This is a genomic window from Pelagihabitans pacificus (assembly GCF_009371985.2).
Taxonomy (GTDB): domain Bacteria; phylum Bacteroidota; class Bacteroidia; order Flavobacteriales; family Flavobacteriaceae; genus Pelagihabitans; species Pelagihabitans pacificus.
The window spans coordinates 138,924-158,675 of record NZ_VIKU02000005.1 but is presented as its reverse complement, the minus strand read 5'-3'; the positions used below and the strand labels follow the sequence as shown (position 1 = coordinate 158,675).

22 protein-coding genes and 1 tRNA gene are annotated in these 19,752 nt (G+C 43.6%); 6 read left to right on the top strand and 17 right to left on the bottom strand.

Features of this window, described 5'->3' with window-relative positions; genetic code table 11:
* Positions 1–30 precede the first annotated feature (30 nt).
* Positions 31–104 (top strand) — tRNA-Arg (locus tag FK220_RS16105).
* A gap of 479 nt (positions 105–583) precedes the next feature.
* Here FK220_RS16105 and FK220_RS16100 read toward each other — a convergent pair.
* The 5 genes from FK220_RS16100 to FK220_RS16080 all read right to left on the bottom strand — a co-directional run bounded on the left by FK220_RS16100 (position 584) and on the right by FK220_RS16080 (position 3,969).
* Entirely contained in the window at positions 584–1,885 is a 1,302-nt protein-coding gene (locus FK220_RS16100; protein WP_152575374.1) for a M20 metallopeptidase family protein, read from the bottom strand.
* Between the two features lie 74 nt (positions 1,886–1,959).
* Entirely contained in the window at positions 1,960–2,550 is a 591-nt protein-coding gene (locus tag FK220_RS16095; RefSeq protein ID WP_152575373.1) for a Crp/Fnr family transcriptional regulator, read from the bottom strand.
* Between the two features lie 320 nt (positions 2,551–2,870).
* Positions 2,871–3,221: a hypothetical protein gene (locus FK220_RS16090; protein ID WP_152575372.1), complete on the bottom strand. Its 351-nt coding sequence runs from the start codon at positions 3,219–3,221 to the stop codon at positions 2,871–2,873.
* Between the two features lie 11 nt (positions 3,222–3,232).
* Entirely contained in the window at positions 3,233–3,619 is a 387-nt protein-coding gene (locus FK220_RS16085) for a hypothetical protein (protein ID WP_152575371.1), read from the bottom strand.
* Between the two features lie 152 nt (positions 3,620–3,771).
* A complete protein-coding gene (locus tag FK220_RS16080) occupies positions 3,772–3,969 on the bottom strand; it encodes a hypothetical protein (protein WP_152575370.1) in 198 nt (65 codons plus the stop codon).
* A 203-nt stretch (positions 3,970–4,172) separates the two neighbouring features.
* On the opposite strand from FK220_RS16080, the gene FK220_RS16075 reads away from it, so the two are divergent.
* The 4 genes from FK220_RS16075 to FK220_RS16060 all read left to right on the top strand — a co-directional run bounded on the left by FK220_RS16075 (position 4,173) and on the right by FK220_RS16060 (position 9,385).
* Positions 4,173–5,291: a helix-turn-helix domain-containing protein gene (locus FK220_RS16075; RefSeq protein ID WP_152575369.1), complete on the top strand. Its 1,119-nt coding sequence runs from the start codon at positions 4,173–4,175 to the stop codon at positions 5,289–5,291.
* Positions 5,292–5,376: 85 nt separating this feature from the next.
* A complete protein-coding gene (locus FK220_RS16070; protein WP_152575368.1) occupies positions 5,377–6,318 on the top strand; it encodes an NHL repeat-containing protein in 942 nt (313 codons plus the stop codon).
* Between the two features lie 431 nt (positions 6,319–6,749).
* Positions 6,750–8,084, top strand: coding sequence for a DUF6624 domain-containing protein (locus FK220_RS16065; protein WP_152575367.1), 1,335 nt, complete (start codon positions 6,750–6,752; stop codon positions 8,082–8,084).
* A 41-nt stretch (positions 8,085–8,125) separates the two neighbouring features.
* Complete coding sequence (locus FK220_RS16060) at positions 8,126–9,385, top strand: serine hydrolase domain-containing protein (RefSeq protein WP_152575366.1); 1,260 nt, start codon at positions 8,126–8,128, stop codon at positions 9,383–9,385.
* A 46-nt stretch (positions 9,386–9,431) separates the two neighbouring features.
* Here the strand turns inward: FK220_RS16060 and FK220_RS16055 are convergent, their stop codons facing one another.
* From FK220_RS16055 to FK220_RS16040, 4 genes are all read right to left on the bottom strand, one after another.
* Entirely contained in the window at positions 9,432–10,076 is a 645-nt protein-coding gene (locus tag FK220_RS16055) for a response regulator (protein WP_152575365.1), read from the bottom strand.
* On the bottom strand, positions 10,073–11,995 hold the full coding sequence (locus FK220_RS16050) for a tetratricopeptide repeat-containing sensor histidine kinase (protein ID WP_166204959.1): 1,923 nt from the start codon (positions 11,993–11,995) through the stop codon (positions 10,073–10,075). Before FK220_RS16050 ends, FK220_RS16055 begins: the two co-directional genes overlap by 4 nt.
* A 223-nt stretch (positions 11,996–12,218) precedes the next feature.
* On the bottom strand, positions 12,219–12,710 hold the full coding sequence (locus FK220_RS16045; RefSeq protein WP_152575363.1) for a hypothetical protein: 492 nt from the start codon (positions 12,708–12,710) through the stop codon (positions 12,219–12,221).
* Positions 12,711–12,807: 97 nt separating this feature from the next.
* A complete protein-coding gene (locus tag FK220_RS16040; protein ID WP_152575362.1) occupies positions 12,808–13,791 on the bottom strand; it encodes a YpdA family putative bacillithiol disulfide reductase in 984 nt (327 codons plus the stop codon).
* Between the two features lie 181 nt (positions 13,792–13,972).
* Here FK220_RS16040 and FK220_RS16035 point away from each other — a divergent pair, with 181 nt between their 5' ends.
* The gene (locus FK220_RS16035; protein WP_152575361.1) at positions 13,973–14,404 is read left to right on the top strand and encodes a CBS domain-containing protein; all 432 of its coding nucleotides are present in this window, start codon (positions 13,973–13,975) and stop codon (positions 14,402–14,404) included.
* Here the strand turns inward: FK220_RS16035 and rpe are convergent.
* The 8 genes from rpe to FK220_RS15990 all read right to left on the bottom strand — a co-directional run bounded on the left by rpe (position 14,401) and on the right by FK220_RS15990 (position 19,594).
* The gene (gene rpe / locus FK220_RS16030) at positions 14,401–15,063 is read right to left on the bottom strand and encodes a ribulose-phosphate 3-epimerase (protein ID WP_152575360.1); all 663 of its coding nucleotides are present in this window, start codon (positions 15,061–15,063) and stop codon (positions 14,401–14,403) included. The genes FK220_RS16035 and rpe overlap by 4 nt on opposite strands.
* A gap of 74 nt (positions 15,064–15,137) precedes the next feature.
* Positions 15,138–16,115: a tetratricopeptide repeat protein gene (locus FK220_RS16025; protein WP_152575359.1), complete on the bottom strand. Its 978-nt coding sequence runs from the start codon at positions 16,113–16,115 to the stop codon at positions 15,138–15,140.
* A gap of 355 nt (positions 16,116–16,470) precedes the next feature.
* Positions 16,471–16,848, bottom strand: a complete 378-nt coding sequence (locus FK220_RS16015) for a VOC family protein (protein ID WP_152575358.1) — start codon at positions 16,846–16,848, stop codon at positions 16,471–16,473.
* Between the two features lie 96 nt (positions 16,849–16,944).
* The gene (locus tag FK220_RS16010; RefSeq protein WP_152575357.1) at positions 16,945–17,574 is read right to left on the bottom strand and encodes a GyrI-like domain-containing protein; all 630 of its coding nucleotides are present in this window, start codon (positions 17,572–17,574) and stop codon (positions 16,945–16,947) included.
* A 135-nt stretch (positions 17,575–17,709) separates the two neighbouring features.
* Positions 17,710–18,090 (bottom strand): hypothetical protein, encoded by a 381-nt coding sequence (locus tag FK220_RS16005; RefSeq protein ID WP_152575356.1) that lies wholly within the window; start codon positions 18,088–18,090, stop codon positions 17,710–17,712.
* Positions 18,091–18,198: 108 nt separating this feature from the next.
* Positions 18,199–18,651 (bottom strand): pyridoxamine 5'-phosphate oxidase family protein, encoded by a 453-nt coding sequence (locus tag FK220_RS16000; RefSeq protein ID WP_152575355.1) that lies wholly within the window; start codon positions 18,649–18,651, stop codon positions 18,199–18,201.
* A 10-nt stretch (positions 18,652–18,661) separates the two neighbouring features.
* On the bottom strand, positions 18,662–19,111 hold the full coding sequence (locus FK220_RS15995) for a VOC family protein (protein WP_152575354.1): 450 nt from the start codon (positions 19,109–19,111) through the stop codon (positions 18,662–18,664).
* Positions 19,112–19,135: 24 nt separating this feature from the next.
* Positions 19,136–19,594: a YybH family protein gene (locus FK220_RS15990; RefSeq protein ID WP_152575353.1), complete on the bottom strand. Its 459-nt coding sequence runs from the start codon at positions 19,592–19,594 to the stop codon at positions 19,136–19,138.
* Positions 19,595–19,752 lie beyond the last annotated feature (158 nt).

The window sequence follows — 19,752 nt, the reverse complement described above, 5'->3', positions numbered from 1 at the left end:
CGCCAACTAAATACCGATTACTTAAACAATGGCCACGTAGCTCAGCTGAATAGAGCACTGGATTTCGGCTCCAGCGGTCGTAGGTTTGAATCCTACCGTGGTCACGAATAGATAGTTCGACAAGGAAAAACGCCAAGCTTGCTTGAGCGTTTTTTTGTTGGAACTATTTTCAAAGCGGAGCTTTGTCAGGAAAACCGAAGGTAATCCTACCGTGGTCACGAATAGATAGTTCGACAAGGAAAAACGCCAAGCTTGCTTGAGCGTTTTTTTGTTGGAACTATTTTCAAAGCGGAGCTTTGTCAGGAAAACCGAAGGTAATCCTACCGTTGTCACATTAAGCACAAAGCCTTGACGATTCAGTCGGGGCTTTTTGTTTCCAGGAGAATAGCGCAATTTATTTCGGTTATCCGGAGGCAACCAAAAACCGACGTTGTGGCGCGGTAGGCTTTGTATTTAAGATGGAAGGACCGTTGGGGGCGGACTATTCCCTTGACGATGCTTTCGTGAAATTATTTTTGGAGATGACGGATTGGGCAACAAGAAATGCTGCGGCACCTTTGGTCTACGACCGTTTTCCGGGGCATCAGTCATTTAATCGTTCCAGGATGAGCGATGAAAAGTAGTTGACACCCGTTTTAATACATTCTTCGTCTACTTGGAAGTTTGGTGCATGCGGAGTGGAAATCACACCGGTTTGGTAGTTGGAGCCGCCTAACAAGAAATATACACCAGCTACCTGCTTTTGAAAGTAGGCAAAATCGTCACCACGATTATCCGAAATGGCCCCATATAAACGAACTACATTTTCCTGGCCGTAAATCGTGCCGATTGTCTTCATGGCATTAAGTGTTAATGCCTTATCATTGGTAAGATTTGCCCTCTCCTGTTTAAGCTTTACGTCGATAAATCGTTCTACGTACTCCGACGTGTTTATTTTTTCCTTCAACTGGGGAATAATTGAATTCATCCCTTCCGTATCGCTGGCGCTAATGCGAATAATGATATGGATCGCCCCATCGTTTTCCTCAATATGGAAATCTTTTTGAACGGTGATGAAGTCCTTAAAAATGGTATTGGGATTTGCCAAACCGATGGTAGGGTCTAATTGACTTCTTGGATCAAAGAAAGGACTATCGTCCTTTACGCTTTGTAAGTCGGATAATAGTTGCTTGGTATAGGCGATCAAGGCTTCATTATTTCCTGAATTCCGGTAGGATACCTCTACAGATCGATAATCTGCAAAAAGCCATTCCGGCCTTGTAGCAATCATGCCTTTAGGTAAGGGCGCCACGTGCGCCGCGTAGATTTCATCGGGATCAATGTAATCGAACAAGCCATCATCAATCATGGCTTTTGCCCCGGTGTAGGTCTCTTCCGCCGGTTGAAAGATAAAATATAAGGTTCCCTTCAAATTCTCTTTTTGACTCGCCATTACATTGGCAATGCCTAGGCCGATGGCCGTGTTTACATCATGTCCGCAAATGTGGCGTACTCCCTGGTTTTTCGATTGAAACGCTACCACGTCGGGTATATCGGAAGGCATTGCATCGATATCTGCCCTCCAGGCAATACTCTTTCCATTTCCACTACCTTTTAAAATACCCACGACACCATAACCGCCAACATTGGTTTTTACTTCGAGGCCCAAACTTTTTAAATAGGACGTAATTTTTTTCGACGTTCTCTTTTCTTGGCCCGAGATTTCGGGATACCTATGAAAATCTCTGCGAATGGTCACCAAATCGTCGAATATCTTGTTAGTATGCTGCGCTACCTTTTGGTGTATCGAGGAACCCGGTAAGTTTTCTTGGGAGAAAGTGTATGAACAGAGAAATGTAATTTGTAGCGTACATACGACAGTCTTAAATCGCTTACTGAAATTCATCCTTGTAGTTTTAATGATTACACTACAAAAATGGCATACGTATTTTAGATGTACCTGTCACATTTGTGACAAAATTATTTTTTGGAGAGTCTACTTCGTATTCTGCTCAGTGATTGTCGTTCGATGCCCAAATAAGATGCTAGTTGGGAGAGGCTTATTCTATTCATTATATCACTGTTTTCCTTGATAAATTTTAGATAGCGTTCCTCGGCCGTATTGAATAAAAAACTTTCCACACGATCTGTTTGATGTGTTAAGACATACTCTGCGACCAACCTGCCGTAGGTGCCGGCCTTCTTATATCTTTTATAAGCCTCCTGAATTTTATCATAGGATAATTTAATGATAACGGAAGGCTCCAAACACTCAATGAAATACTTGGACGGTATTTGACGGATAAACGCCGGGTAGTCGGATGCATAGTTATTTTCTTTTACAAAACCCGTCGTGATTTTGTTTCCCCGATCATTGACATAATAGCGTCTCAAAAGCCCTTTGCAAACAAAACCTACCTCTCGTTGAATGTCCCCGCTTTTAAAAAGAAGGTCTTTTTTAGCATATTCCTGGATCGTCAAAGCGGAGCGGAGAAATTCGATTCCTTCCGCATTTGCATCGGGAAATAGTCCGAGGTACATGTCAAAATAGCGCTGAAACTCTTCTTTCATTGTTTAACCAATTTTAGGAGGATTAAAATACGTTATTCCTTCGCAGGGGGCAACCGGTTCTTCCCTTTCCTTCGAATTGTCGATCATGCTTAAATCTTAAAACTCCTCTTGAAAACGAAACCAACTGTTCCGTGCAACGCTACGAACAATAAGTAGTATTAATTAAATGCCAAACCGCTATCTTTTTATCGTTTTTAATTGAAGATTGGATGGGATTTACCGTCCTTCCCGATAAGCACAAGCAGTACGTGTATAGTCAAGACCTCCATAATTTTACGGTTCGGAAGGGAATTTGTAGAAATGGTATCCACCAAGAATCATCATGATATTCGATACGCTGAAAAGTCTACCTCTTGTTTTTCAAAAGCTTGGGAAAGGGCCAGTAGTTCATCGATACGGAGGATATCTTGCTGATTGTGATTGCCCACAATAAAAATCATCCCCCAAATATTCAGACTAAGGGTAATGGTTCCATTGGTAGAGCGCATCCCGATCAAGATTTCATCGTTCATCCAGAGGTCTATGGTACCCATCTGTTCAAACCCGCAAAGCGAAAGCATATTTACCAGTTCCAACAGAAAATACTCCGGCGTTTCCACGGCATCGAATTCCAGAAGCAGTTTTTCGGAACCATAACCGGGTCGTAATTTATATCGGTATTTGTCGTCCATTGTTTTTTTGACTATTTTAAAATGGCCAAATCATCTTCTTTCTCAAAGTAGTTCTGGACCACTTCCCGAATGTGTACTTCCCGTAGTGCCGAATTCGCTGTCCGGTAGTCTTTTTGGATCAATTGGTACGCAGGAAAGGTTTTACAGCGTAGTTCCGCTCCATAGTGGTCTATAACTTTCAAAGTAGCCGTCCCTTCCAAAATCGTTTTTCCAGAAATGGTCAAGCGAAGTTCTTCCTGTTTTTCTATGTTTGACCCCCCGGAAGGTCTTTTGGCGGTGCTTTCCAACAGAACGTCTGATTTAATCGGTACGGTATGCTTTTGAAATTCTGTCGGTTTTTGGTCGTTGCTACAAGAGCTAAGGAATACGACTAAGGGAATAAGAAGTCCTAATCTCATGGTGGTATTGTTTTGATGTTTTACTCGATAATCGAGATTTAAAATGCTCCAACGCTTGCGTCGATATTAAAATTGAATTTCCTATGAATGCCTCGTGGGCTTGCCCAGAAAGTGATTTACTATACAAAAATGACCTGGCGGCCTATGTATTTTCAGGCCCGATATAGTGAAAATTGAGCTCCCTGTTTTCGGGGGTTTCCGTCCCAAACCCTGCTACCGGAAGAGAGGGTGCTTTTCAATGCGGGCATTGCGATGTTGCAAGTATCATGGATGTTGAAATCCCAAGATGCCGTCCGCCCCATTTGAATGGTGTGTTTTGTGAATCCTTTCAAGTTCTGGGTTGGAAGCATGCTAGGGGGGTTCTGTCGATAACTTAGAAAATACCTTCGTACCCTAATCGCAACGGATCCGTAAACGGTTTTCTATTGCGCTGACACAGTTATGAGTGAGCAAGTGCCATCCGTTATATAATGTTTCCAATCATAGGTGCCAATGTTCCCTTTGATACTCTTTTTATCTCTTTAAGCTGTATTTTCGTTTGTGATTTTTTCATATGCCATCTTTTAATATTGTTGATGTTGTTCTATTTCTTGGTATCAGCCAGGGCCTCTTCCTATCTCTTTCATTGCAACTGATACGAGATCGGAATAAGGCATCCAACAAGATACTTTCCACATTGTTGCTGATGGCCGCTCTAATGTTATTTGGAAGGATTGCGACGTATCGCGCTCCCGAGGAATGGGTATGGCGCTTCGGTGTATTGATCGATACCACTATTTTTCTTTTTGGACCGTTGATTTATACGTATGTAAGAAGACTTCTCTTCAACGAAATCCCCTCATTTATGTTGTCATGGTTTCACTTCATACCGGGGGCCTTACACTTGATCTATTACCTATGGACGCTAAGTTTTTCGGTTACGGAATTCAATTCGCTCTATTTTTCGGGCAAGCTCAATCTGACGTTTTTCCTAGTTGAATTGGCCGGCCTTATTTCATTCATCTTCTACTGGACCAAAACCTTCCTTCTTTATAGAAAATATTCGAATATCGAAGCGGGGGAACTATCGTTCCATCAAACCGTTGGAAACTACCTCAAATTCTTGTTGTGTACTCTTGGTTTATTCATAATACTTTGGATAATGAGTTTTTTAAGTGTCAATTTTCTGAAAAAGCCTCTTGGGTACATCAATTATGTGACCATGTGGATTTCGACTCCACTTTTTATATACGCCATTGGCTATTTTAGCCTTCGGCAACCCGGTATTTTTAGAATCCCGTTTGCCCGAAAATCGCGATCTGAACTTGACCGATTAAAACCCGACGAAATTCAGAAATTACAAAAGCGGCTACGATATTTTATGGAGGACGAAAAAATCTTTACAAAACCTAACCTCACCTTGAGTATACTGGCCGAGAAACTGGATACCACTCCCAACAACCTTTCATGGTTGTTGAATAAAATATATCAGAAATCATTCTTCGAATATATAAATGCACATAGGGTTAAGGAGTTCATTAAAAAACTGGATAGAGACGAACATAACAAACATACCTTGTTGGCATTGGCCTTGGATGTAGGTTTCAACTCAAAATCTACCTTTAACCGTGTTTTCAAAACCACGGTAGGAACCACTCCAAAAGAATACCTGAAAAATAAAAAAGTGGCTTAAAGGAGTGCCACCGTACCCATTACGTCGATTTCGGGGCTTGGGCAATATAGTTTTGGTGATCTAATAATTCAAAAAAAACTATAAAATGAAAAATCATAATTTCTTTACAAAATCGACGGTTTTATTTATTGCTTTTATCACGGTTTTCTTCACCGGCTGCGTTAAAGATTTTATAGGACATGGGGGCGGGAAAAAGACCTTAAAGGTCAAAACGATCATCGGCACTGATTTTCCTGCCAACGACGGATTACATGTTGCACCGGATGGTACGCTATACGCTTCAAATTTTGGTGTTTTCGACCCTGCATTGGGCAAGTACAATGGTACTCAAGTTTTTGAAATCGACAAACGGGGTGTCAAGGTTAAGGCGGAAGGTTTAGAAGCTCCGATGGGTAGTGCGGAGGACAGCAATGGAAACCTGTATTTCAATACCGAAAACAACAACGATGCCGTTTCCGGTGTTCTGGTAAAGGTGGCCCCCGACGGTTCGTCTTCCAAGATAACCGAGATTCCAGGCTGGCCCTCGGGCGTTACGATCGACGAGCAGGATGTTCTCTATATAGCCAACTTTTTTGCCCCTACAATTCACAAGGTACTACCCGACGGCACTATATCGATTTTGGCCACCGATGATCGATTGTTCGGTTGTGTGGGTATCGACGTGGATGATGAGGGAAATATCATCACCGCTAATTTCTTTACGGCAGATATTCTTAAAGTTACTCAAGAAGGCGAGGTTTCACTGATTGCCAACATCCCGAATACTACCCAGGGTTTCGCTATCGGATATATGACTTTGTTTGAAGATGACATCTATGCCACCGGTATCAGTGAAAATGTTATCTATAAAGTTGGTTTTGACGGTACAACGGAGGTTTTTGCCGGAACAGGTGAAAATGGAAGTGTTGACGGAAAACTAAACGAAGCCAGTTTTTCAGCGCCAAATGGGATCGCAGCCGATGAAAGAAGACGTATATTGTACATCTCCCAGTATGGGGAACCGGGACTGAGGGCTATTAAGTTCTGATTTTATTTTGATAAGCCTTATTGGGTTTTAAAAAAGTGACAGTACTTATAAAAATCAAATAAGGCTTATTGTAACAAATCGTTGCGAACAATATCTATTTAGTATAAATCAATCGTTAATCAATCCAAAAACCTTGGCCTTCCATTTGTCAAATTTGTTTCCATGGCCCTACCCAGAACCCAAACAATATATTGATGCTGTGGTACGTGCAATCCGGAACGATCGGCAACCATATGAAGATGTATGGTGTAATACTAAAACCTTACGCCCGATTTGTGTCCAAATGAAAATGCGGAAACAGAACAACGTTTACAGGGGTAATAACGTGATTTTATCATCCAATCCGATTATCCCTTTCCAAAGTGAAATTGCCTATGTTATAACTTTCAAAAACTTTGAATAGTCAGGACAAATCTTTGAATCAAAAAATCGTGTTTAAAAAAATCAAAATCGACCTGCCTTTTATAATGCTCATTTTTTTGTTTCCAAGTTTTATCACGGGTTGTAAAATTGGCACCAAGGACGGGCATGTCGCCGAGGACATAAATGTAGATCAAAATCCCCTATGGGCGGTTAAGTTAATCGAGGCCTATGCGGCACTCAGTAAAGAACGAAACATGGCAACCGCCGATCTTCTGTTCGACGCTACGAATGGCATGCCAAGAAAAAACTGGGAAAATTACCTTGTATGTGCTATAATTTATGTTCCGGAAGGAGAGTACGACAAGGCATTCATGGCCATGGAAGAAGCCATAGATACAGGAATGCGTGAGGTAGATCTTTTAAATTCGATTCCCGAACTATCACCGATAAAAAGTGACTCGAGATGGGAAGGGCTGATAGCCAAAATTCAACAAAAAAAGAACGAATACCTAGAAACCGTTGAGAATCCCAAGCTTCTCAAGGTATTGGAAAATATGTGGGCGAAAGACCAAATAGCCTTGGCGCAATACGAAGAGCATGTGAATTTATTGGATAGCCTGGCAACGAATGAAGACTACGCACGCTTGTTCGAACGGGTTGAAACTCGATGGGAAATCAATAGAAAGAAATTGGACAGTATTATCGCAACTCACGGTTGGCCTGGAAATCGTTTGGTTGGAGAGGATGGATCAAAAATCGCTTGGGCCATCCCACAACACCACCCAAATATTTTTTTTAAACAGAAGTGCCAGGAACTTATAAAAGAGGCCGTGGAAAAAGGGGATTCGGACCCCAATCACTACGCAGAACTGACAGACCGGATAGCGAGGGATACATGGCAAAAACAGGTCTACGGCTCAAGCATGGCCGAAAATGCCCCACATCCTATTAAGGATGTTGCGACGGTAAATGAAAGGAGATTTGAACTGGGACTTTTAGAACCTATAGAGGTATATGCCTATTATCACGGAATCGAATACAGGCTTCCCACTAAAGATGAAGCCAAGCAGCAATCCGAAGAGCATTATAATAAAGCCCAACGTAACTATACACACTTTGAAAATTTCTTAAAGGCAAAAGCCATCGATTCCGCATTGACCTATATAAAAATGGCAATCAAATCCCACGGTGACCTGAGCAACCAGCAATTGTTTCAAGCAGCCTTGAAACTTGGTGTTTATTCCGAAGAGTCTGCCAAGAAACTAAGCATAAGAATTCTTAAAGTACTTATTTGGCGTAAATGGGACAAGCGATTTGAGGCGATCGTCCGGGATAAATTTTTAAGCCTCGAAGAAAAAGATTGGAATGACATCTCTCAACTTTTAAATGAAAGCGGGAAGTGAAAATCCGTAACAAAATACTAAAAACATATAAAAGCATATCCATGAGAAAGCCGATACTACTGTTATTGAGTGTGCTCTCATTTGCAGCATGTAATCAAAAAACCAAAAGTTCAAAAGAGTCTAAAACCGAGGCCGAAGTTCTAAAGGCTTCATTGACCACCAAGCTCAACGACCTTCTAGCACCAGGATATATCAAAGGGTTTGGGGTTGCCATCGTCAATCAGGATACTACGTTGTATTCAAAGGGTTTTGGCTATGCCAATACCTCGGAGGACGTTCCATATACCGCCAACACACTCCAAAATATAGCATCCGTTTCCAAGACTTTGATCGGGGTGGCCTTACTGAAGGCCCAGGAAATGGGAAAATTGGATATCAACGATCCCATTAATGATTACTTGCCCTTTAAAGTAGTCAACCCGGCCTATCCCGAAGAGCCCATCACCATCAAGCAACTTGCCACCCATACCGGCACTATTTACGATGGTGACTTATATAGTGAAAAGTCGTATATCATCGAAAGCGAAGGCCTGTATGAAAAGGCAAAGGCGTTACAGATTTCGGAGGAGTTTAATTCGCCGGAAGCCGATATGGAGATGGGAGATTTTTTAAGGAACTTCCTCTCCAAGGATGGGAGTTGGTATCTGAAGACGAACTATCTGGAAAACAAACCTGGGGAACGCTACGAGTATTCCAATGTGGGAGCTACCTTGGCCGCGTACGTATTGGAGCTGGCAACGGGTCAAAAGTACTCCGATTTCAGCTCACAATACATACTGAAACCACTGGGAATGGCGGCTACCGGATGGACTTTTTCGGATATCGACCCCTCCGAACACACCAAGCTATACAGTCTATCGGGGGAGGAAATTCCCTTCTATCATTTGGTTACGTATCCGGATGGCGGGTTGATCACCTCGGTGAACGATTTCAGCAAATACCTCCGAGAACTCATTCTAGGGTTTACGGGAAAGGGAAGCCTTTTGTCTGCGGAAAGTTATCGCCTTCTTTTTTCCGAATTACTTGATGAAAACCATTTTGAGGAAAGGGATGTTGACAATCCCTATGATGATGAATACAATTCAGGGGTTTTCCTTGGGCATACACCAGAGGGTTACATAGGCCATACGGGTGGGGATCCCGGGGTATCGACTTTTATGTTTTTTGATCCGGATACAAAAATCGGAAAATTGCTATTTATCAATACCGACCTTGATCCAGAGGGTGCGAAACAATTTTTTTCCATTTGGAAGCAATTGGAACAATACGAAACACAGCTCGAAGCGGCGATAAGGCGTTGACCCCATTCAAACAAACCAATAGCCTTGAAACAATCTCCAAAGGATATCAAGAATCCAACAGCCCCATCTTAATGGCGTGTTTGGTGAGCCCGGCCAGGTTTTTTACCTGTAGTTTGGAAATCAAATTTTTACGGTAACTTTCGATGGTGTGCTTGCTTAAAAAAAGTTTGTCCGCGATTTCCTGCGTGGTATACTCTTCGGCGATGAGCGTTAAGACCTCTATTTCCCGTTCGGTAAGGGAAATCTCTTCCCGCTTCCTGTTTTCGAACATAGCCTCGGTGTAGGCTTGCTTGATTTCGTTAGCGAAATATTTTTCACCTTTGACGATAGTGCGGATGGCAGTGAGCAATTCTTCCTTCTCCGCATTCTTGGGTACGTATCCGTCCAAATTGTTCCGAATCAGTTTATCGATCATACCGCCATCGATATGCATACTTACCACCAATGTTTTTAGTGCGGCGAACTTTTCCTTTACGATGCGATTGAGTTCAATACCGTCCATTTCGGGCATGGTGAGGTCGGTAATTAGCAAGTGCAGGTTGTCCGTACCGTTGATGTCCAGATATTTTATTACTTGGGCGCCATTTTTTGCGGTAAGGGCGATATTGAATTCAGGGGCATCCCTTAAGATGCTTATCAATCCGTCAATAAACATTTTATGGTCGTCGGCGATAATCAGGTTGTATTTCATTCTTCTAGTTTTTTAGAAATAGGCATTTCTATAGCTACGACGGTTCCCCTTTTCGGGGCGGAATCGATATGCAATTGCCCCTTCATTTCGGAAATGCGGCTCTTAATGTTTTTAAAACCGATGCCATCCTGCTTTTTGGATAGCTCGAATCCCTTGCCGTTGTCCTCGAACAATAAGGAAATGCTGGTATCCAAATGACTCAAATGAATATCTATCTTTTTTGCCTCGGCGTGTTTCAAGGTATTGGTCAGTAGCTCTTGTATAATTTTAAACAATTCCAGCTGTATTTTTTCGTCAATGCCGTTTACCTTGTCCTCCGGGTGTGGGTGAAAACCAATGGTCATGCTTCCGGTATTGGCAATGGACTTCACATATTCGCGTATAAGCTGGGTAAAGACGTTGTTTCGGAATTTTTTGGGAATCAGGGTATGCGAAATATCCCTAACGAGTTGATAGGTCTCGTCCAAGTGCTTACCGATGAGACCTAGTTGCTCCGTGTCTTGGTCGATACTGGCGAGCTGTAATTTGATTCCTGCCAAGTTACCGCCAATGCTGTCGTGGAGTTCCTGGGCAATGCGTTTGCGCTCCTCGTCCTGGCCCTCGATAGCGGCCTTGATGAGGTCAAGTTCCTGTTCCTGTTTGAGCGATTCCACTTTTTGCCGATTGATTTCCTCCTGTTTCATTGCCAATTCGCTCTGAGCCTGTAACTTTTGGTAGTAGGTATATAGCAGGGCGATTACGGGAATCAAAATGACCAAAAATCCAATCAGAAATGCATTCTTTATGGTTTTTTGCCGGTTGAGTTCAGCTGTCTTTTTAAGTTGGTCCTCCTCCAGGGACAAAATCTCCTTCTCTTTTTGCAAGGTCTCGTATTGCACTTCCAATTCCCTACTGATTTTGCGTTGTTGTTGTTGGGCGATTTGACTGCGTACGGAAGCCAACTGCGTCATGACCGCATAGGCGTTTTTGTAGTCTCCTTGAGCCGAAAAGGCCCTTCGTTGTATATCCAGTATTTCTGCCTGATAATTCAAATTTTCCCTATCAATGGCGTTCACGTAGGCGATGGAAAGCGCGGTGGTGGCAGCCTCATAATTTTTTTCCCTAAAGAACAAGTCCCCGATTCGGATGCAGCCTTCAAAATAAAGTGCAAAAAGTCCCTCTTTCAATCCGCTTTCCCGAGCCGTGTTGTAAAGGGCGAAGGCCTCATCAAAACGATTTTCCCGTTCCGCGATACGGCCTAGTTTCAGGTTGACCGATAATTCCTTCCCCGTGTCACCCAAGGCCGTACTTCCCTTTTTGGATTGTTCGTAAAAGGTCTTGGCCTTTTCAAGGTCGTTGGAACTGTAATGAGCATCGCCCAAATAACGCAGGGCTTCGTTGGCCTGTCTGGGAAACGACGATCCGAAATCGGCATAGGCTTCCTCCAAGATGGGGATGGCCTTGTCAAATTCTTGCTTTAACTCATATACCTTGCCCAGACCGATTTTATTTCGAAACTGATACTCTTTATTATTAGAGGCCTCTGCTTCGGTGATTCCTCTTATATGCCATTCCACGGCATTGTCGAGCAAACCGTTGAACTTATTTCCAATAGCTTTGTAATAATAGGCTTTGGCATAGTAGTTTTTTCTTGCTGATTCGGGCTCGTCCCAATTGGTGAGTTCCTTAATGTACTGATTGCTATAAAACAAAATGGAGTCGGTGTTGGCGGTCTCTATGTGCCGTTCGGCCAACTGTTCAAGGATTGAAAAGCGGGGAACCCCATATTCGGCATTTTTCAATGCCTCGTAATAGGGTTGCAGCGATTCCTGCCGTTCGACGGGAATCGTCGAGAACCATATTTTTTGATCTACCCCTTCCTCGGTACCCGGTGAACCGTTTTGTGAATAGGAGGGTGCCAATACCCATAGAATAGCCATCCATGCCAAAGTTGGGATGGTTGGAATTTTCCTCCGGAAAACAAAAAAATCATAAAAAGGTTTCAATATCATACCTATTCCGAGACCGGGGCTTCAGTACCATAAAATTTCATCTCGATTTCGATTTTACAGTGATGGCCTATAGTTGATAATTATATATTGATGGAATTAAGATACCATTTAACCAACGATGTTCAAAAGAACCGGGTAGTATCCTACTGTTTTATCCGGGCAGGAACGTCCATATCAGATAATTTCCTTCCAATTCAACCACTTTTTGATCGATATATTTTATAACAGGCGGACAATTACGTTCAAAATCGTCACAACGAACGGTTTTTATACGGCCGTTTTGTTCAACAGTTACAATAAGGGAGCTCGTACAGGAAGCATCGGTGCGGTATTCGTCATTGAGTTTCCAAAACCCCAGTTGTTCAATATTCTTGAAAAATTCAAGTACCACCTGATTATCCATTTTTTTAAGCGAGGGGATGTTGTACCGTTCGAAAATTTTGGAGCTGGTTGAATCGGGAATGTAACGCAGGTTGTTTCCCACTACCTGAAAAGCATCTTGATGTAGGCCCCCGCGCTTCATGGTTATCTTGTAGGTCGCAACAGCTTCCTCAACGGAGGTTGTCCTTTTTTCGGTATTGTATCCACAATAAATTAGGAAGGATGAACATAGGGCTACTACTTTTGGTACTACAAATCGCATAGGATATGATTTAATACTACAAAGGTGACCTACGTGATGGGTATTGACCATACCGGAACCAGCGAATCGTACCCCCCGGAAAACAGTGACATAAGTGTTATGCCCTGCTGTCGACCAGCTGTTTGGAAAGGATGTGCGAAATAATTATTGGTGCATGAATCCGAGAGTTCTCGATGAACCATTTATGGGTTTCCATTCCGCCGCAGATCACCCCCGCGAGGTAGAGCCCCTCTACATTGGTCTCCATAGTCTCAGGGTTGTAGGCGGGAAGCCTTTTTTCGTCTCGGGACAGTTCGATGCCCAATTTTTCGAGAAATTCAAAGTTCGGCATATAGCCGGTGAGGGCCAGTACAAAGTCGTTTTCTAAAATGACCTCTCCTTCGGGTGTATCTATGATCAGTTCGGTTTCCTTGATTTCCTTGACGGTGGAGTTGAAATAGGCCTTGATGCTCCCTTCCTCGATGCGATTAATGATATCGGGCCGTACCCAATATTTGACCCGTTGCCCTACTTCGGGTCCACGAATGATCAGGGTCACCTCCGAACCTTTTCGCCAACATTCCAAAGCGGCATCGATGGCGGAATTACTGGCACCTACAACGGCCAATTTTTGTCGGGCGTAATAATGGGGATCTTTATAGTAATGCGATACTTTGGGAAGATCTTCGCCCGGAACGTTCAAGTTGTTCGGGAGGTCATAGAAACCGGTGGCAATGATGACATGCTCGGCCATATAACGATTCTTGTCCGAGATGATCTCAAATCCATCCCCCGTTTTCTCCACAGTTTCCACTTTTTCAAAAAGATGGATGTTCAGTGAGTTGCTGCTAACAATCCTACGGTAGTATTCCAATGCCTCATTGCGTTTGGGTTTGGCTTCCTTACTGATAAAGGGAATGTCATCGATCTCCAATCGCTCCGAAGAGGAAAAAAACTGCATATTCACCGGATAGTTGAAAAGGGAATTCACGATGGGTCCTTTCTCCACAATCAGGTAACCGAGCCCTTTCTTTTTGGCTTCCAGTCCACAGGCAATACCGATGGGGCCGCCTCCTACGATTAAAACATCCAATTTTTCCATGGCAACACCTTATCTACAAAATCATTTTTGACGAGTTACAAAGCTAGGGATTTTATAGGAAACGGAATACGAGGGGACTTTTATCAGGGAGTGGTATTTTGAGCCTAGGGATTATGACATTTATCATACTTTTCCCGGGAAAATAGTCGAAACTTAGAGTTCTAATTAAAAGCGCAAAGCCATGAGTGTACGAGACAGCATACCAGTATCGACCATAATGACGAAGAACATTATAAGTTTAAACGCGACCGATGGATTGGAAAAAGCGGAACATTTGTTTAAAAAGCATCGTATTCGACATATTCCGGTGGTAAAGGGGGAGAAAATCATCGGCATGTTGAGTCTCACCGATTTGCTCCGCATTAGTTTTGCGGACGGTGCCTATCGGAATGAGGATGACGATGACGGGGATACCATTGTTTACAATATGTTTACCATACCACAGTTGATGGCCAGAAGTTTGGAACGTGTATCTCCCCATACGACGATCAAGGAAGTGGCGGAAATCCTGGCTTCCAAAGAATACCATGCACTGCCCGTCGTGGAAGACGAGAAGTTGGTGGGTATCGTCACCACTACCGATTTGATCAAGTACTTACTTGATCAATACTAAGAATTGGTGATGCTTGCCAGGTGGGCAATGGTAGCCGTGGGGTCTTGGGCCTTGAAGACAAAGCTCCCGGCGACCAAAACATCTGCCCCGTAGTCGACCAATTTCTTGGCATTGGCATCGGTGACCCCCCCGTCGATTTCAATCAAGGTGTGGGTACCTTTCTTTTGAATCAGTTCTTTTAAGGCAGTTAACTTGTCATACGTATTCTCGATAAATGACTGTCCGCCGAATCCCGGATTCACACTCATCAGGCACACCAAATCGATATCGTTGATCGTATCCTCCAGTAGGCTCACACTGGTATGTGGGTTTAAGGCAACACCCGCCAACATCCCTTCCGATTTAATCGCCTGTAAGGTTCTGTGTAAGTGGTTGCAGGCTTCATAGTGTACCGTGAGCACGTGCGCTCCCAAATTGGCAAAGGCTTTGATATACCGATCGGGTTCCACGATCATCAAATGCATGTCCAACGGTTTGGTAGCATGTTTTTGAATGGCCTTGATAACGGGCATCCCGTAAGAAATGTTGGGTACAAAGATCCCATCCATGACATCGATATGGTGCCAGTCGGCCAGGCTTTCATTGACCATTTCGACATCGCGTTGTAGGTTGCCAAAATCGGCTGCTAGCAGGGAGGGGGCTATTTTAGGTCGGCTCATTTTTAAGGTTTCGCTTGATAATGGTGCAAAAGTAATGAATTGGGTGGTAAAGAAAAGAATGGAAATACTTCCCACTAGTGGGTTTTCTCAAAATAGTGGAGGAGATCGGTCTCGGCGGCAATATAGCCAAAGGAACTCCAAGAGGTGCTTTCCACCAAACGTTCCATAAGTGCTTCTGATCGTTCCTTATCATCATTATAAAAATACCAATTGGCCAATCCGTAGACGATGGCGTCTGCAGACGGACTGCCAATTTTAACTGTCTGCAGGGAATCTATCGGTAGCATGTCCTTATAAAACTTACAAAGGGTATAATAGCTATGATTTTCGATGATTTTTAGATTGGCCGTGATCGAATCGAGCTGCGTATCGGCCCGTTCAGGGTTGCCCAAACGGCGTTGGATCATATAGAGCCAATGGGTGCTGGAGACCAGGTTATCGTCATTATCACCCACCTCACGACACTTTTGATAGGCAGCAAGGGCTTTTTGGTAATCGTGTTTCAGGTAATAGGCCAGCCCCAGATGATACCAAATATTCCCGTGCAATGTACTTACGGGAATGTTGAGGGCATTTGGCAAACCATCGGGCTCGATTTCATTTTCCGTCCCCCGTATTAACCGACTTGCTTTTTCCAAATCTGCAATGGCCTTATCGAAGTGTCTCAGTGAAATGTAGCGGTGCCCACGATGTCGGTACAAACGGGCGTTCTTCGGAAATTTTTTGATCCCCTCCGAATAAATGGCTATGGCCCTTTCATACTCACCGAGGTAGGCCGTTCTTCTTCCGTACCAGATAAGCGCGTCTATATCCTCCGGATTTGACCCGTAGGTTACCTTTGCCGTCTGGTACAGATCAAGCATCTTTTCGGAGGGTTCAGGTAGCTGAAATTCCTTTCCCAGTGGTGTAGTGAAGGTCCTGGGCCCCGCGGTAGCTGCTGGATTCTCCTGTTTGCGGTCCCTACAACTGCTCAACGGTAGCAAGATGATAGCCAGTAGTACTGGTCGTACCTTCTTGAGTAACCAATATCTGTTGACAGCGATTCGTTTCATACCTTCTAACTGTCTCCAAGGTACTATTTTTTCCTCTTTTTAGGTTTGGGTACGGGTAGTTCCTTTGCCGAAATGTGTACCAATTGGCTCAACCATTCGCCGTCCTCGATTTGGTCGGCGATCAGGAAACTCGGTTTGGCACCGGGATAGGGAGATGCCTCTACAACTTCTTTGATATAAGCCCTTCCCGATTCGGTAGGTTTTAGGAACAGTTGGTTGTCAAAGATCAGGCCCTACAATTTACCATCGGCATAGATTATGTATTCCCCGAACATTTTCCGGGCGGATATCTTCCCCACACTTTTAATCTGGTCTACCACGTTGTCGACAAAGCGTTGATCGGATGCCATAGGATTTAGTCTTTTAGTTTGAAATAAGGATTGTATATCAACCCGATAGCATTCCCGAAGGGGTCGAAGACGGTAGCGGTCATCAGCTCGCCGCCGACATTGAAGGGTTGCTCGTTTTCGGTCGCGCCCAGCCGTATAAAATGGTCATAGGCTTCCTGAATGTCTTCGACGCCCCAATAGGAAACGACATTCTCTACATGTTGCTTGTTCGTGTTTTGCTCGGGCTGCAAGCCCAGTTCGTATCCGCCAATGCTAAAGCCCACATAGTAAGGCTCGTTAAAATACGGTTCCGTTTCAAAGGCTTGTGCGTACCAAGCGGTCGCCTTTTCCAAATCACCTACTTTGTAAATCGTAGTGCGTAATCCTAGTATGGGTGCTTTCATAATACTATGTTGTTCGTGATCAATACTGGTACCCTGTAAATACCGGGCACAAATTTATTGGGGTTATTCGTAAAAAAAGTTTCTATTTTTTTCCTCTCATATCGCCTTGGCCTGAAAACGAAGGACGGTTTTTAATTTTTCCGGGACGACTTTTCGAAAATCGGAAATGTAAATCTCTCGGTGGGTTTTAGAGATTCGTTGCAATTGATTTTTCACCGCAAAGTCTTCCATTCGCTCAAAACTCTCAGGCTCACTGTCATAACTTCCCAAGTGCATCATTTGAACGCACAGCCCCTCTTCGATGGTTTCAAATTTGACCCCTTCCAAAAGCGGATGCGGTTTCTTCACTTGGGTCTGCTCCCGCATTCGTTCCACAAAGGCAGCGTCGACAAAATCGGGCTGACGAATCATTAACGTAAAGACGAGATCATCTTTGTTGAGTGTACCATCAAAGGTTTTTTGGGCTTCCTCATTGATATCCCAAACGCCTTCCAAAGGGTACACCGTATAATCCTGGTAGTCGTTGATTTTGGACTCTTTTTTCAGGGTCATTTTGATGGCATAGGACAGTGCGTAGAGTACGCTGATACATTCGGGAAAGGAATCGCTGTTCGGGTTGCCCGCACCTGCAATTGTCAAGAATTGAAACGTAGGTACCTCGACGATTTCCGGGGAGTTTTTGGGGAGGTATAGTTCCTTTTCCTTTTTACGCCATTCGTGTTTCATCGCTGAATTTCCTTTGCTCGATAATCGAGAGTTAAGTACACCTAGGCTTGCCAGAGGTAATTTACTAGTATAAAGATACGATATGTGGATGAAAGCCTTTTGTCAGTAGTGATGGCATTTGCCTACTTGATGTTGCTATTCATGGCTTTTGATCCAGTCGATGGTGTCGTTGTCGGAGAGTTTAACGACCATGGTTTTGCGATGCAGGGTCCAAAAACCAAGGCGTGTTTTTGTAATGGTATAATACAGATGGCCCTCTTGGCTCCGGTCTGGCTCCCCTAACAACTTCAGGAGTTCGACTTTGCTTAAGGATCGGATCGTGTCGCTGTAAACGACCTCATTCAGCATTTGTTCACGATAGGGATAGGATCTCCCCTCCTTTACGCGCCATTTTTCATGGTCAAAAACGGTTTCGGAGGCTCTGGCACTTTCGGATGGGTTTGATGGGGCTTTCCCGTCCGTTTTGCAGGCGACATTTAAAAAAAACAGCGAGATCAGTAATAATGAAAGGCGCATCAAATGGGTAGTTATTTGTTATGATCGGTTTTGGTCATAAGGGCAAGGTCTTTTGTATGAATTTGCGTTTTCACGGTAACCAAGTTAGCATACAGGCTTTCCCTTTTTTTAAAACCCGTACGCTTTTTTAGCGCTTTCGATTTGTTCCTGTTCCGTAGTATGTGGGTAGAGGACGTATTTGGGAGCTATTATGGGTTTCACTTGTTCCACACTTATTCTAGTAATGCTTCGAAAGGGAAATTTTCCTTCGGTCATTTTTGCCAGCACCTTTTCCATATCGACGAATTCCGGATGCCTGGTTCCAATAATTTCCCCTTTTCCCTTTATCTGGAACCCTTTTTGGACTAGAATGTCTATAAAACTCACGCAAACCTGTGGGTGCTGTTTGATATTCCGTACCGTTTGGGGCGATGCGATATTGGCGATAATGATGTGGTCATTGTCGTGGTAGGTAAAGATTTCCTTCGGCGAAACATTGGGTACGTTGCCAGACGATACCGTTGCCAGCCAGCAGAGCACACTCCTTTCCATACATTTTTTTATTTCCGTGGTTAATTCCATGTGCGAGTGCCTATATTTTATTCCAGTGTTGCAATTCAATCAAGTTTCCTTCGGGATCCCGGACGTATATAAAGGTAATTTCACCCACTCCTTTGACTTCTTTTTTAGTGATTTCCCCAGCGGTCGTACCGCCATTTTTTTCCAAAGTCTCGAGTACTTCCTTTATGTTATGCACTTCGAAGGCGATATGACCAAATCCTCTTTTATTGGGTGGCGCAAAATCTTGCGCTACGATATCTCGGTATTGGTAAATTTCAAGGGTAGGTCCGTTTGCTCCATAGCCTGGAAGCAGTAGATGGGCGCCCTCCAATTGGGCGTTTTTAAGCCCCGTTCCTTTTTCGAGCCATTTGCCGGATTGTTTTCTGATGGGTGGCACGATGACGCAATTGAAGGTATTGACATAAAAATCCGCCAAGGCCTTCCAATTCTTGCTTACGATGTTGATATGGGCAAACCTCATACTAATGTATTGAATAATCCCTTACTATTCGATGGGAAGCTCCCGTACGGTGGAGTGGAGATGACTTATTTTCCATTCCCCATTTGTTTTTCGCCAAATTTTGGTCACGAACTCCTTCATCTTGGTTTTTTCGTCTTTGGGATATTCCAATGTACGAATTGCGTAACCTGTATCGGACGATAAAGGGTAAATTTGCAGCGTATCCATCGTGGGTTTTTTGAACGGCCGGGGAATCGAATTACAGAATTTGCCAACCACGCCTTTGGAGGGGACTCTCCTGCCATTCGCCAAAAAAGTAATGTCCGATTCCATCAGATTTAGCACTGTAGTACAATCGCCACTTTTGAATGCTTGTTGTTCTCGCAACGCTGTGGCCTGAATTTCGGTCTTTACGGCTTCCATATCTTCGGTTTGGGCCGAAGTCCGGTTGATGGTGCCTAGTACTAGAAAAAGGACGGCGACGCTGTTTTGGATGATTTTCATAAGGTTGGTTTTTTGTTGAACGGTTATGTACTGGTTCGGTTACCTTTTGAAGTTATGGATTTTTGAAAAACCCAAAGCATCATATTTCGCAAGCGTTTTTAATGAGTCACTTTGCCTTCGGCAAGAAATGAAATTGAAAACAAATTCAAATAACACAA